The organism is Bosea sp. AS-1 (assembly GCF_002220095.1).
Taxonomy (GTDB): Bacteria; Pseudomonadota; Alphaproteobacteria; order Rhizobiales; family Beijerinckiaceae; genus Allobosea.
Window position 1 is genome coordinate 2,916,722 of the sequence record NZ_CP022372.1, and the last position, 13,759, is coordinate 2,930,480.

Genomic DNA, 13,759 nt, shown 5'->3' on the forward strand with positions numbered 1-13,759 from the left:
GGGAGGCGTTTCCGTGATTCCGTCGATCGCCACGGTCTGCGTTTCAGGAACGCTTCAGGAAAAACTCGAGGCCATCGCGGCCGCCGGCTTCACGGCGGTCGAGATCTTCGAAAACGACCTGATCGCCTTTCCGGGCTCTCCGGCCGAGATTCGGCGCATTTGCGCCGACCTCGGATTGCAGATCGTCACCTGCCAACCTTTCCGCGATTTCGAGGGCATGCCGGAGGGCCGCCGGCAGCGCGTCTTCGACCGGGCCGAGCGCAAGTTCGACTTGCTTCAGGAACTCGGCACCGACCTGCTCTTCGTCTGCTCCAATACATCGCCCGAGGCACTGGCGGGCATCGATCGGCTTGCCGCCGATTTCGCCGAGCTCGGCGAGCGGGCAGGGCGGCGCGGGCTCAAGGTCGGCTTCGAGGCGTTGGCCTGGGGCCGCCACGTCTTCGACTACCGCGACGCCTGGGAGATCGTGCGGAGGGCCAACCGGCCGGAGGTCGGGATCGTGCTCGATTCCTTCCATATCCTGGCCCGCGGGCTCGATCTCTCGGCGATCGGAACGATTCCGCGCGACAAGATTTCGATGGTGCAGATGGCAGATGCGCCGCTGCTGCAGATGGACCCGCTCTCATGGAGCCGGCACTGGCGCTGCCTGCCGGGGCAGGGTGATCTCGATCTCGCAGGATTCATGCGTGCCCTGGTCTCGACCGGCTATGACGGCGTGCTCTCGCTTGAAATCTTCAACGACCGCTTCCGCGCCGGTTCGGCCCGCTCGGTTGCGCTCGACGGGCATCGCTCGCTGATCTGGCTGCTCGATGAGACGGCCCGGCAGACGGCCAAGCCCGTGCCCGGTGCGGTGCCAATGCCTCCGCCGGGGCCCGTCGAGGCCGTGGAATTCATTGAGTTCGCGGTTTCGGAAGCCGAGCGGCCAGGTTTCGAGAGGTTGCTGCGCGCGCTGGGCTTCCGCCGGGCTGGCGCGCATCGCTCGAAGGATGTCGATCTTTGGAGCCAGGGCGATATCCGCATCGTGCTCAACAGCGAGGCCGACGGCTTCGCCCACAGCTATCAGATCACCCACGGCACCTCTGTCTGCGCGCTGGCGCTGCGCGTGCCGGACGCACAGGCTGCAATCAACCGGGCCAAGGCGCTGCTCGATGTGCCGCATGCGGGCGCGGTGGGGCCGGGCGAACTCGATATCCCGGCCGTGCGCGGGCTTGGCGGCAGCCTGGTCTATTTCCTGGATCGCGCCTCCGCGCTCGGACGATGGTCTGAGGTCGATTTCGAGGCCACGGACGAAACCGCGGCCGATGCCGGCCTGATCGCCGTCGACCATGTCTCGCAGAGCATGCAGTACGAGGAGATGCTGACCTGGCTGCTATTCTATTCGTCGCTGTTCGCGACGCGGAAGGCACCTAGCCAGGCCGTGCTCGATCCGGGTGGCGTGGTCCAGAGCCAGGTCATCGAGAGCGGCCTCGACGGCAAGACTGGCGACGGCTTGCGGCTCATCCTCAACGGCTCGCAGAGCCACCGGACGCTCTCGGCCCGCTTCATCACCGACTTCTTCGGCTCCGGCGTGCAGCACATCGCCTTCGCGACCGACGACATCGCGACGACGGTCGAGCGGCTTGTCGCGAACGGCGTCGCGATGCTGCCGATCCCAGAGAACTATTATGACGACCTCGAAGCGCGCTCCGATCTCTCACCCGCGGAAATCGACCGGCTCAAGGCGCTGAACATCCTCCATGACAGCGATGCAGGCGGCAGTTTTCGACAAGCTTATACGCAGACGCTCGATGGCGGGCTGTTCTTCGAGATCGTCCAGCGCGATGGCTATGCCGGCTATGGCGCTGCCAACGCCGGGATCCGCCTGACCGCGCAGGCGAGGCTGGCACGGCCAATCAGCATGCCGGCACTCGGACACGGCTGAAGCCTCGTTTGCACTGGCGCCACACGCGGGGAGCCCGGGTGACGCCATTTGTCGACTGATGTCTCATTGGATCCACGGCTTCTCGTGGATGGCATCCAGCGCGTCCATTGTGGCGGAGGGGGCCTATATTCGATTCGCATAAGACATATTATGGAACTAAAATGCGAGTGGGACGCTGCTGCGTTCCGTCCTGGCTTTCCTTCGACCGAACGAAGGTCGATCGATCACAAACCGGATGCTGCAGGCTGAAACGGCTCCCAGGCTAAGGCAGGTAAGCGAACAGGCCGGTGGGTACGCCTCGGAAAAGAGAGATTGTGCCAGCGCCAGCAACAGCCAGGGCAAAGAAGCCACCCGCCATGGTCACGTTCTTCAGAAGCTCCGTGATGTTGCTCCTGTGGGCGTCATAGCCTGTGACGAGACACCAGAGCCCCAGCAAGACGCTCGCGGTGCGCACTGGATATCCAACGACGACGGCGAGTCCCCCGACAAGCTCGCAGAAGCCGATCAGATAGGCGAAGAAGACGGCATCTGGCAGACCGAGCGCTTGCAGGCCCGGGACAAGCTTGGCCTCACCGCCACGCAGCTTCAGGATCCCCCAAACGATGAACGGCACGCCCAGAAACAGCCGTGCGATGACAAGACCTTCGTCGAACATATTGATTTCCCCCAACATTCTCTGACGATCATCGCAGCAGAAGATCTTGTGCTCTGTCCCTTGCGGCCCTGTCTTCGCTGGGCTGTGCGGACGGGGCTTGGCCTTGCTACTTGCCTTGCGCCGCGAGGGCGACGGCGGCTTCCGAGGTGAGCATGCGGAAGGTGAAGCTCTCCTGCAGGTAGAGCTCGACCGTCGTGGCGCTGTGGCTGAGATAGCCGATCGAGATGTCCTGGCCGAGATCGAGCTCGAAATCGCCGCCGCGCGTGGTCAGCACGAAGCCGCCCTGGATCGCCGGCGCCCAGATCACCCCGCCATCGACGATGCGCTCGACATGGTGGAAGATCGGGTAGCCGTCGTCGCTGCCGCCGCTCGCGGCCCGATAGGCCTCGCCGCCCAGCACCAGCGCATAGGGCCCGTTGCAGCCGGCGAGCTTGAGTTCGCTCAGCGCCCGGGCGACCGCCTCCGGATAGGCGTCGAGCTTGGCCGGCAGCGCCACCGCGGCATTGCTGCTGCCGGCGCGGATGCCGCCGATCCCGGCCGCGGCATAGCCCTCGAACACCGCCCGGTCCTCGGCGAAGGCGATCGTCCTGGCGGCATCCTTCACCGGCTGCCAGTTCGAGTCGTTCGCGCCGCGCTCGACATCGTCGACCGCCTGCCGCGTCAGCGTGAAGGGCACGCGCAGCTCGACCAGGGCTTGCGCCTCGCGCAGCAGCGAGCGGATGCCCGCGCCCGGCGCCTCGATCGGCCTGGTATGGCCCGTCCCGGCCGCGGCATAGGCCGGCCCCTTCGGCCCGACCACGTCGACGACGCGCCGCGCCGCCAGATAGCGCTTCAGCGTGCGCGAGGCCTCGTCCTCGATCTGCGCCCAGGCGGCATCCGAGATGGGAGCGAGCTCCCGGTGCAGATTATTCATGGCCTGCCTCTTCCTTCAGGGAGCCGATGCCGAGCGAGCCGTCGCCGGACGATCTGGATGGGGAAGCCGCCGGCGCCGGCGCGGACGCGTCAGGGGCCGGCGCGGCGGTCTCCGGCGCGGCCATCTCCGGCGTGACGGCGTCGAGGAAGGTCGCGGTCGGCACGAAGAACAGCGAGCCGGTGACCGCGCGGCTGAAATCGAGCAGCCGGTCGTAATTGCCCGGCGGCGAGCCGACGAACATGTTCTCCAGCATGCGCTCGATCCGGCGCGGCGTGCGGCAATAGCCGATGAAATAGGTGCCGAACTCGGCGCTGCCGACTTTGCCGAAGGGCATGTTGTCGCGCAGGATGTCGACCGGCTCGCCATCCTCGGTGAGGCTGGTCAGGACATTGTGGGCATAGGGCTTCTTGACCGCGTCCGCCTGCTCGATGTCGGAGAGCTTGTAGCGGCCGATGATGTTCTCCTGCTCCTCGACCGGCACCCGGTTCCAGCCGGGAAGGTCGTGCAGGTACTTCTGGACGATGACGTAGCTGCCGCCGGCGAAGGCCGGGTCCTCCGCGTCGATCAGGGTGGCGCGGATGGCGTCCGGCCCGGCCGGGTTCTCGGTGCCGTCGACGAAGCCGATCAGGTCGCGGTCGTCGAAATAGTTGAAGCCGTGGACCTCGTCGACGGTGGTCACCGCGCCGTCGAGCCGGGCCATGATCTCCTTGGCCAGCTCGAAGCACAGGTCCATCCGCCTGGTCGCGCGGATGTGGAACAGGATGTCGCCCGGGGTCGAGACGGCGTGATGCACGCCGCGGATCTCCTGGAACGGATGCAGCTCCTGCGGCCGCGGCCCGTCGAACAGCCGGTCCCAGGCTTCCGAGCCGAAGGCCATGACGCAGGACAGATTGCCCTGGAGATCGCGGAAGCCGACCGCCCGCAGCAGCGACGACAGGTCGGCGCACAGCTCCCGCACCGTCGCCTCGGGGCCGCGGCCCGGATCGATCGTCACGACCAGGAACAGCGCCGAACGCGTCAGCGTCGCCATGACCGGCTGCGAAATCACGGATGGCAGACCTCTATCCATGGACGACCCGTTTTTGACCCTTAACAGCGATGGTTCAATGTCATGCCGCCAGCGGCTGTGGCCGGTTGCGGACTGGGCGGCCAGGCCGCGCGGCAAGGAGCTCGATGGCTTGCCCCTGCCCCCGGGAGCTGGCGCCGGGGTGGTTTCAATCCATGTCGCGGAAGGCGTGGCCGGCGCTGGCGACGCCTTCGATCACGCTCGGCGGCAGCAAATCCGCCGCAGCGGTTCCGCCGAAGATCCACTCCTTCGGATCAGCGAAATCCGGGAGCTTCGCACCGCTGGCGACATAAAGGCCGATCGCCGGCTTCTTCGCATTGAGATAGAGGTCGTATTGCTGCATCGCACCGGTCCTCCCGCAACGATAAGGACCGCGATCACCCGGGCGGGCCACCGCGGCCGAGGGCATCACAGGCTGACCGGCTTGCCGGACGGCTCCTCCTCCAGCGTCACGGCGATGTCGGCATTGGCGGAGAGCCGCACCTTGTCGCCTTCGACGCCGGCAACGAAGCCGAGCTCGATGTAATGATGATGACCTTCATGCCGGCCATAGGCGTCGCTCTTCTTGAGCTTGATGCGGCCGCCCTCGACCCGGTCGACCGTCCCGACATGGACCCCGTCCGCCCCGATGACCTCCATGTTCTCCCTGACCTTGTCCTGCATCCTGAAGCCCTCCTCCGTTAAAAACCGCCCGTATTGAAAACCGTGCCCGTTGGAACTGGCGATGGGTCGAAATCCTGATTTTCGCCTGTTCAGGTCAGTTCGAGCTCATCCTCATCCACCATTGCCGGCTTCTTGCCGTTGAAGGTGAGGCCGTCCTTGCCCGCTGAGATCTTCACGGCCGAGCCATCGCGCACATCGCCCGCGAGGATCATCTCGGCCAGCGGATCCTGGACGTAGCGCTGAATCACGCGCTTGAGCGGCCGCGCGCCATAGGCCGGGTCCCATCCCTTCGCGGCGAGCCAGTCGCGCGCCTTCGCATCGAGCGAGAGCGTGATCTTGCGATCATCGAGAATCTTCTGGAGCCGCCCGAACTGGATGTCGACGATCCGCCCCATCTCGGCCTTCTGGAGACGCTGGAACAGGATGATCGCGTCGATGCGGTTCAGGAATTCGGGGCGAAAATGCGCGCGCACCATGGTCATGACCTTGTCGCGCACCACGCTCGTCTTCTCGCCTTCCGGTTGGTTCACCAGGTACTCGGCGCCGATGTTCGAGGTCAGGATGATCACTACGTTGCGGAAGTCGACCGTACGCCCCTGCCCATCCGTGAGACGTCCGTCGTCGAGCACCTGCAACAGGACGTTGAACACATCCGGGTGAGCCTTCTCGACCTCGTCGAACAGCACCACCTGATAGGGCCTGCGCCGCACGGCTTCAGTCAGCACGCCACCTTCGTCATAACCGACATAGCCGGGCGGTGCTCCGATCAGTCGGGCGACCGAGTGCTTTTCCATGAACTCGGACATGTCGATACGGACCATCGCTGTCTCGTCATCGAACATGAACTCGGCCAGCGCTTTGGCGAGCTCCGTCTTGCCGACGCCGGTGGGGCCCAGGAACATGAAGGAGCCGATCGGGCGGTTGGGATCCTGCAGACCCGCCCTCGCCCGCCGCACCGCCGTCGACACTGCCCTGACGGCCTGCGTCTGGCCGACGACGCGCTTGATCAGCTGCTCCTCCATCTTGAGCAGCTTCTCCTTTTCGCCTTCCAGCATCTTGTCGACCGGCACGCCAGTCCAGCGCGAGACGACTTGGGCGATGCTGTCGGCGGTCACGGTTTCGGTGAAGGAGGATGCGTCGTCGCCGGCTTCGATCGAAGCGAGCTTCTTCTCAAGCTCCGGGATCTTGCCGTAGGCGAGCTCGCCCGCCTTCTGGAATTCGCCCTTGCGCTGCGCATTCGCGAGCTCCGTACGGAACTGGTCGAGCTCGGTTTTCATTTTCTGGGCGTCGGAGAGCTTGCCCTTCTCCGCCTGCCATTTCGAAGTCAGGTCGGCGGATTTCTTCTCGAGTTCGATCAGCTCCTTGTCGAGGTTCTGCAGGCGGCTTTTCGACCCGGCGTCGCGTTCCTTCTTCAGCGCTTCCTGTTCGATCTTGAGCCGCACGATCTCGCGGTCGAGTGAATCCAGCTCTTCCGGCTTGGAATCGACCTGCATCTTCAAGCGGGCGGAGGCCTCATCGACGAGATCGATCGCCTTGTCCGGCAGGAAGCGGTCGGTGATGTAGCGGTTCGACAGCGTCGCCGCGGCCACCAAGGCGGAATCGGCGATGCGCACGCCATGATGGAGCTCGTACTTCTCCTTGAGCCCGCGCAGGATCGAGATCGTGTCCTCGACCGTCGGCTCCGAGACGAAGACTGGCTGGAAACGGCGGGCGAGCGCCGCGTCCTTCTCGACATGCTTGCGGTACTCGTCGAGCGTGGTCGCGCCGACGCAATGCAATTCGCCACGAGCGAGCGCCGGTTTCAGCAGATTCGAGGCATCCATGGCGCCGTCGGTCTTGCCCGCACCGATCAGCATATGCATCTCGTCGATGAAGAGGATGATGCCGCCGGCGGCCGACGTCACCTCCTGCAACACGGCCTTCAGCCGCTCCTCGAACTCGCCGCGGTATTTGGCGCCGGCGATCAGCGAGCCGAGGTCGAGCGCCAGCAGCTTCTTGTCCTTCAGGCTCTCCGGCACGTCGCCATTGACGATGCGCAGCGCCAGCCCTTCGACGATGGCCGTCTTGCCGACGCCGGGCTCGCCGATCAGCACGGGATTGTTCTTGGTGCGGCGCGAGAGGACCTGAATGGTGCGGCGGATCTCCTCGTCGCGCCCGATGACGGGGTCGAGCTTACCGTCGCGTGCTGCCTTGGTCAGGTCGCGAGCGTATTTCTTGAGCGCATCATAGGCGTTCTCGGCCGAGGCACTATCGGCAGTCCGCCCCTTGCGCAGCGCCTCGACGGCAGCGTTCAGATGCTGCGGGCTGACACCGCCGCGGGTCAGCAGCCTACCGGCATCGCTGTCCTTGTCAGCGGCCATGGCCTGCAGCAGCCGCTCGACCGTGACGAAGCTGTCCCCTGCCTTGTCGGCAAGCTTCTCGGCGGCGGTAAAAACCCGCGCGAGATCCGGCGCAAGATAGACCTGCCCTGCCCCGGCACCCGTCACTTTCGGCAAATTCGCCAGCGCCGCCTCGGTCTCGTCGAGGATTGCCCGGGAATTTCCGCCAGCGCGATCGATCAGCCCGGCCGCCAGCCCTTCATTGTCGTCGAGGAATACCTTGAGAAGATGCAGTGACGTGAACTGCTGATTGCCCTCGCGCGTCGCGAGTGACTGCGCGGATTGGATGAAACCTTTGGCACGATCGGTATAGCGTTCAGCGTCCATGGAATAGCCTTCCGGAACAATACTGACCAAGGCTGATACCAGCGCTGCGGTCTCGCCCTGTCAATCTCGGGCGACGATCTGCTGCGAAAGGCTACGACCCTGCCAAGGCATCCGAGCAACCGACATGCCAAAACCAGGTGCGAATGAAATCAAAAGGATAAAGGAGAGCGCTGTCAGTTGCCGGACAAACTGTCGGGAGTGGCGAGGACAATCTGTCCATCTCGTCCGGCATCATCACCGGGCCGCGGGCAGCCAGACGGTGAAGGTCGTCCCGGCGCCCGGTCCGCTCGCCACCGAGATCTTTCCACCCTGACGCGTCGTGAGCATCTGGCTGATCGAGAGTCCGAGTCCGGTTCCCTCCCGCCGCTTCGTCGTGAAGAATGGATCGAAGACCTTCTGCATCACCTCTGAGCTCATGCCGGCCCCAGTGTCAGAAACCTGAATGGCGACGCCGGCCTCCCCATCCATATCGCTGTCGAATGTGCGCAGGGTGAGGACCCCGCCATCGGGCATCGCGTGGATGGCGTTGACGATGAGATTGACCAGCACCTGCTGAAACTCGGTCCGATTCATCATGATCGGGTGCAGCGCCCTATCCTCACGCTCCACGGAGATCGTGCTTTTTCTCAGGAGATGCTGAACCAGCGGCAGCGTATCGGAAATTGCGCCGGCTACCGCATACTGCTCGGTATAGCCGGAATACTCTTGCGGTTTCGCGAACTGCAGCAGCTTCGTCACCATCTCCGTGATGCGGTCCATCTGCTGCTCGATGAGGCGGAATTCCGTCCGCGCCTGCTCGGCCTCGGTCCCCATGAGCTGGCGGATCACCTCCAGATTGCCCTGCATGACGGCAATGGGGTTGTTGATCTCGTGCGCGACACCGGCGGTGATTTCGCCGATCGCTGCAAGCTTCTCCGACATGACGAGCTGCCGTGTCGTCGTCTCGAGCTGCGTCGTCGTAAGCTGCAGGGCTTGCGCCCTTTCCTCGACGCGCTGGTTGAGTTCATCGTTCCATTGCCTGAGCTCGGCGTCGCGCTCCTGCACCAGATCAAGCAAGCGGTCTAGATGAAGCGCGACCTGCCCGATCTCGTCTGTCTTGGTGGCAAGGCCGGTTCGGGCCGAGAGGTCGCCGCCTTCGACCCGGGCAACAATATCGCCCATGCGCTCCAACGGCCGGAAGATGTCGCCGGCCCAGTGCAGGAACAGCGGCACGGTGGCGAACACGGCGACAAGGAAGGCGGCTGCAATCGCCAGCAAGGCTTCCTGCTTGGCTTGGGTGAAAGGCTTTTCCAGGAATCCGGCATAGAGCATGCCGACACGACGGTCGTAGCTATCGATGATCGGCTCGTAGGCCGAGACATACCAATCATCGACGACGAAGGCGCTGTCGCGCCAGACGCGCCCCTCGTCGAGCACGGCGTGGCGAACCTGCGCCGAGACCCGCGTTCCGATCGCCCTTTGCCCCTCGAACATGCGTACATTGGTGCTGACGCGAACATCGCCGAGAAACAAGGTCACCGTACCCTGACTGCCTTCAGGCAGGCCGGAGTCGTGATAGATTAAGTCATTGATGCCATCGACGAAGGCGAGGTTCCGGTTCAGCAGAACGCCGCCGACCAGAGCGCCGGGCCTGCCATCGGGCAGCTTCAAGGGGCTCGCGGCGTGCAGGACCAGTCCGCGCGGCTCGGCGGAAAGATCGCTAGGAGCGCTTCCGGCCGTGGGAATGATCTCGACGCGTGCCCGCGAGGCCAGCGCGGGCGAGAGCGCAGCCAGATCCGTTTCCGCGAAGACATCGAGGCCGACCTTGGCGTGCCCCTGCAAAGCGGAGGTAACGATCGGCCAATTCGTTCGGACCGAAGCTGAGACCATCGAAGGGCCGCTGGCGACGACTCTCCCGTCCTCGGCGACAACGTAGAGGAAATCGAACCCGCGCCCTGCGGCGACCACCGACAGGAATTCTGCCAGCCCTCCATCGATGCCGTCTCTCTTGCGCAGCAACTCCTGGAAACGAGCCGCCTCGGTCACCGAAACGAGGTGGTCTTCCGTCGTATCGCGGATCCGGGCCAGGTACTGGTGCGCGATGGTCAGATCGTCATTGACCTTCGACAGCATCATCGCATTGAAGCGGGCGTTCCATCGGTAGATTCCGATGCCCAATAGTAGCGGCAGGATGACCAGCATCGGCACGAGCGCGATCGCCAGCAGGCGATAGCGGACCGACCGGCTTCGAAGCCCCCTCCCCGCGACCTCGCTAGACATTCCAGCTGACGCATTTGCGGTCGATGGTCTTGCGCGAAATGCCCAGCCGGCGCGCCGCCTCCTCGCGATCGCCGCCCACTTCCCGGAGCACCGCAAGAATATGGCGCCGCTCGACATCGGCCAGCGTCTGCCGTCCGGTTTCGCCCGGAATTTCGCGCCGGTCGACGCCGCTGCCGAGGTCTGCGGGGAACGCGCCGAGGATCACGGTCCGCTCGATGAGGTTGCGCAGCTCTCGGATATTTCCGGGCCAGTCATAGCGCCGGAGCATGGCGCGGATCGGCTCGTCGATGGCGATGGGAGGCATGCCCAGCTGCCGCGGGAATTCGCGCATGAACATCGATGCGAATTCCAGCACGTCATCGCCGCGGTCACGCAGTGGCGGCAGGGCGATCTGCACGACGTTGATTCGGAAATAGAGATCGGCACGGAACGCTCCTTCTTCGACACGCCGCTCCAGATCGGCGTTGGTCGCGAAGATGAAGCGGGCGTCGAAGGGAACCTCGCGCTCTGATCCGACGGGCCGGACTCGGCGATCCTCCAGCACGCGCAACAGCTTGCTCTGCAGCGGGAAAGGCAGATCGCCGATCTCGTCGAGAAAGATGGTGCCGCCATGGGCATGCATGAACAGCCCTTCGCGCGCGCGCCCTGCGCTAGTGAAGGCTCCCTTGAGATGGCCGAACAGCTCGCTCTCGATCATGTCTGCGGGAATCGCGCCGCAATTGACCGGCACGAACAGCTTGTCGGCACGAGTCGAGAGCGCGTGGATCGAGCGCGCGACAACCTCCTTGCCGGTCCCCGACATGCCCGTCAGCAGCACCGAAGTCGGCAGCGGCGCCACCCTGGCGACGGTGTCGCGGACAAGCTGGATCGCTTTGGAGTTGCCGAACAGCCTGTCACCGAGGGGTTGGTGACCCGGCAACCGCAGTTCCTGGCGCAACACGTCGTTCTCGCGCTGCAGCCGTGCACGGTCGAGGCAGCGAGAAACCGCATTGAGCAACTGGTTCGAGCGGAAAGGCTTGAGGATGAAGTCCACGGCTCCGGCCCGCAAGGCACCGATCGCGGTTTCCAGATCGGCATAGGCAGTCATCAGGATAACGTCGGAAAAGAAGCCTGTGGCACGCTGCTCGGCCAACCAGTCCAACCCGTTCTGCCCCTGCATAATGTTGTCGAGGATCACCACGTCGAAGCTCTGTTCGTCGACCTTGCGGGACGCCTCCTTGGCGTTCGCAGCCTCCTCGATCCGCTTGCAACGCGGTCCCAGAAGCTTGACGAGGAAGTTGCGCATTCCGGGCTCGTCATCGACGACCAGGATCGACGCCTCGGCCAGCCACGGACCGAACTCGGGATCGGCGGAAAGCTCCTTCTTGACCCGGCTTTGCTCCAGCGACATTCCGTTTTTCCCGTGCTGCCCCGGTCCCCCCGGAAGCGCTTCCACTGACTACCGAAAAAGGACGGCAGGTCTCGCCGGCACCATCAAGCCAAGAGCATCAGACCAACGCCCCTCGTCCGCGGCAAGCTCTACCAACAGCGGTGGGTGCCAAGGCTCGTGCTCGCTACAACGTCCGACGCCGGATCCCGGTTGACCGCGCTCCAGGCCTGCTAGTCCCGATCCTCACCCATCTGCAGACGCAGCTCGGCCAGCAGGCGCCTCAGTCCGTGGACTTGGTCCAAGAGGTGGAGGATCACGTCGATACCCGCATCATTGGCGCCGAGCCCCTCCTTGAGCTCCCTGATGAGATGCGCGCGCGCGACGTCGATCTCGCTGAAATGCGTCTCGCCGGCCGCCTCGTCGGGGATGAGCCAGCGCTGCTCGAGCCAGAACTCCAGCACCTGAAGCTGGATTCCCGATGAGGTGAGAAATTCCTGTTTGGTCATCCTCATCACGCCCTGCCCTCACGCGGGTCGTAGTCCTTGTCCTTCCAGCCGGAGACGAAGGCCTCCAGCTCCGGATCCGGTGTTTTCGGCAGGACCACCTTGAGCTTGACGAACTGATCGCCCTGACCACCGCCGCGCCGTGGCACGCCCTTGCCGCGCAGGCGCAGCTTCGTGCCGGTGTTGGCGCCCTTCGGCACCGACATCGTGACGTCGCCGGTCGGTGTCGGGACGCGTACCTGTCCGCCGAGAACGGCTTCGGTCAACGAGACCGGCAACTCCACCGTGATGTCGTCGCCTTCGCGGGCGAAGCGTGGGTCGGGACGCACTTCGACCTCGATCAACGCGTCGCCCGGACCGCCCTTGCCGACACCCGGCGCGCCCTTGCCCTTGAGCCGGAGCGTCTGGCCGTCGATGAGACCAGCCGGGATCTTCACGTCGATCGTGCCGCCATCCGGCAAGGTCAGGCGTTTGGTCGCGCCGGTGATCGAATCCACCAGATCGACCGCCAGGTGATAATGCAGATCCTGCCCGCGGCGGTTCGCGCGCGACCGCTGGCTGCGTCGCAGCAGCTCGGCGAAGGCGTCGTCCTGATCCATGAAGTCGGCAAAACCGGACGCATCGGCGTAAGGATCGCCCTGATCGGAAGTGGCGAAGTCCCGGTAGAAGTGATGCTGCGGCCGCTCCGCCCCGGAGGCGTCGATCTCGCCGGCGTCGAAGCGCTTGCGCTTGTCGGCGTCGCTCAGCAGGTCATAGGCCGCCGCTACCTCCTTGAATCTCTCCTCGGCAGCCTTGTCGCCGGGGTTGAGGTCAGGGTGCAGCTTCTTCGCCAGCTTGCGATAAGCACTCTGGATCTCGGCGGCAGACGCCGTGGCGGCGACGCCGAGGACCTCATAGGGATTTCTCACGGGCTACTCCGAAACCAATGCCGCAGCACGCTCTGAGGGGCGTCATTTCGCATGAAACTTGATCGCGGCATGTGTTCCGTCGCAGAAGGGCTTGTTCTTGGAACCGCCGCAACGGCACAGGGTCATCCGCTGACGGACCTCGTATTCGGTGCCGTCGGCCGCGATGACGGCGATCCCGCCGCGCAGCCAGATCGGGCCGCTGCAGCCCTCGGCGGGGTCCTCGATGAATCCGATCGAGGGTTCGACCTGAGGCTCGAGGGCCTCCTGCCTGGCCTTGTCCCAGACCACGAGGCGGCCTGACGGGCATTTCTGGACCTGGCGCACGAAAGTTTCGCGCACGCTCGCGTCTCCCGTCTCCGCCACCTCGTTCCAGACTTGTCCGTTCGGATCGCAGAAGCGCGCGAATGCACAGAGGCTCTCGACATCGAGCAGAGCGAGTTCCGGGCCGTCGAAGGCTTGTGCGCGCTCAAGATAGGGCGTCCTGTCCGCAACCTCGGTCCCGTCGAAGCCGACCTTGGCATGAGAGCCGTCGCAGAACGGCTTCTTGTGCGAATGACCGCAGCGGCAAAGCGCGAAACTCGCTCCGGCAGCGGGAAGGTCGCGCTCGACCCATTCCTGCGACTGCCCCGCAGCATCAGTCCCGATGGTCTGATCGGAAAGCGGAACCGGGCCCGTCACGAGATAGGGCCCGTTGCGCGTGACCTTCACGCTCACGGTGCGTTCGGTGTTCTTCATGGCCACCCTCTCCTGCCCTGGTGGAGGCGGGCCGCGCCACCGCCGCAGGCGATGGCCGATCC

General features: G+C 64.7%; 12 protein-coding genes and 1 pseudogene. 1 reads left to right on the forward strand and 12 read right to left on the reverse strand.

Annotated elements, in window-relative coordinates:
* The first annotated feature begins 13 nt into the window (after nt 1–13).
* Nucleotides 14–1,921 carry a bifunctional sugar phosphate isomerase/epimerase/4-hydroxyphenylpyruvate dioxygenase family protein gene (locus tag CE453_RS15680; protein ID WP_089175441.1) on the forward strand — a complete coding sequence of 636 codons (1,908 nt, stop codon included), beginning with the start codon at nt 14–16 and terminating at the stop codon, nt 1,919–1,921.
* Between the two features lie 262 nt (nt 1,922–2,183).
* Here the strand turns inward: CE453_RS15680 and CE453_RS15685 are convergent, their stop codons facing one another.
* The 12 genes and pseudogenes from CE453_RS15685 to CE453_RS15735 form a co-directional block, all read right to left on the reverse strand.
* Nucleotides 2,184–2,576 (reverse strand): DoxX family protein, encoded by a 393-nt coding sequence (locus CE453_RS15685; protein WP_210191858.1) that lies wholly within the window; start codon nt 2,574–2,576, stop codon nt 2,184–2,186.
* Between the two features lie 106 nt (nt 2,577–2,682).
* Complete coding sequence (locus CE453_RS15690) at nt 2,683–3,489, reverse strand: family 1 encapsulin nanocompartment shell protein (RefSeq protein ID WP_089174537.1); 807 nt, start codon at nt 3,487–3,489, stop codon at nt 2,683–2,685.
* A complete protein-coding gene (locus CE453_RS15695; protein ID WP_089174536.1) occupies nt 3,482–4,558 on the reverse strand; it encodes a Dyp-type peroxidase in 1,077 nt (358 codons plus the stop codon). The genes CE453_RS15690 and CE453_RS15695 overlap by 8 nt, the downstream gene beginning before the upstream one ends.
* 145 nt (nt 4,559–4,703) lie before the next feature.
* On the reverse strand, nt 4,704–4,898 hold the full coding sequence (locus tag CE453_RS15700; RefSeq protein ID WP_089174535.1) for a hypothetical protein: 195 nt from the start codon (nt 4,896–4,898) through the stop codon (nt 4,704–4,706).
* A 65-nt stretch (nt 4,899–4,963) separates the two neighbouring features.
* Nucleotides 4,964–5,218 (reverse strand): DUF2171 domain-containing protein, encoded by a 255-nt coding sequence (locus tag CE453_RS15705; protein ID WP_089174534.1) that lies wholly within the window; start codon nt 5,216–5,218, stop codon nt 4,964–4,966.
* Between the two features lie 89 nt (nt 5,219–5,307).
* Nucleotides 5,308–7,923, reverse strand: a complete 2,616-nt coding sequence (gene clpB, locus CE453_RS15710) for an ATP-dependent chaperone ClpB (RefSeq protein ID WP_089175443.1) — start codon at nt 7,921–7,923, stop codon at nt 5,308–5,310.
* Between the two features lie 234 nt (nt 7,924–8,157).
* Complete coding sequence (locus CE453_RS15715; protein ID WP_089175444.1) at nt 8,158–10,182, reverse strand: sensor histidine kinase; 2,025 nt, start codon at nt 10,180–10,182, stop codon at nt 8,158–8,160.
* The gene (locus CE453_RS15720; RefSeq protein ID WP_472841000.1) at nt 10,175–11,122 is read right to left on the reverse strand and encodes a sigma-54 interaction domain-containing protein; all 948 of its coding nucleotides are present in this window, start codon (nt 11,120–11,122) and stop codon (nt 10,175–10,177) included. Before CE453_RS15720 ends, CE453_RS15715 begins: the two co-directional genes overlap by 8 nt.
* 102 nt (nt 11,123–11,224) lie before the next feature.
* A pseudogene (locus CE453_RS29620) lies at nt 11,225–11,572 on the reverse strand (response regulator); the annotation flags it as partial.
* A gap of 209 nt (nt 11,573–11,781) precedes the next feature.
* On the reverse strand, nt 11,782–12,063 hold the full coding sequence (locus CE453_RS15725; RefSeq protein WP_349236624.1) for a chaperone modulator CbpM: 282 nt from the start codon (nt 12,061–12,063) through the stop codon (nt 11,782–11,784).
* Nucleotides 12,063–12,962, reverse strand: a complete 900-nt coding sequence (locus CE453_RS15730) for a DnaJ C-terminal domain-containing protein (protein WP_089175446.1) — start codon at nt 12,960–12,962, stop codon at nt 12,063–12,065. Before CE453_RS15730 ends, CE453_RS15725 begins: the two co-directional genes overlap by 1 nt.
* A gap of 42 nt (nt 12,963–13,004) precedes the next feature.
* A complete protein-coding gene (locus CE453_RS15735; RefSeq protein WP_089175447.1) occupies nt 13,005–13,697 on the reverse strand; it encodes a CDGSH iron-sulfur domain-containing protein in 693 nt (230 codons plus the stop codon).
* Nucleotides 13,698–13,759: the final 62 nt, after the last annotated feature.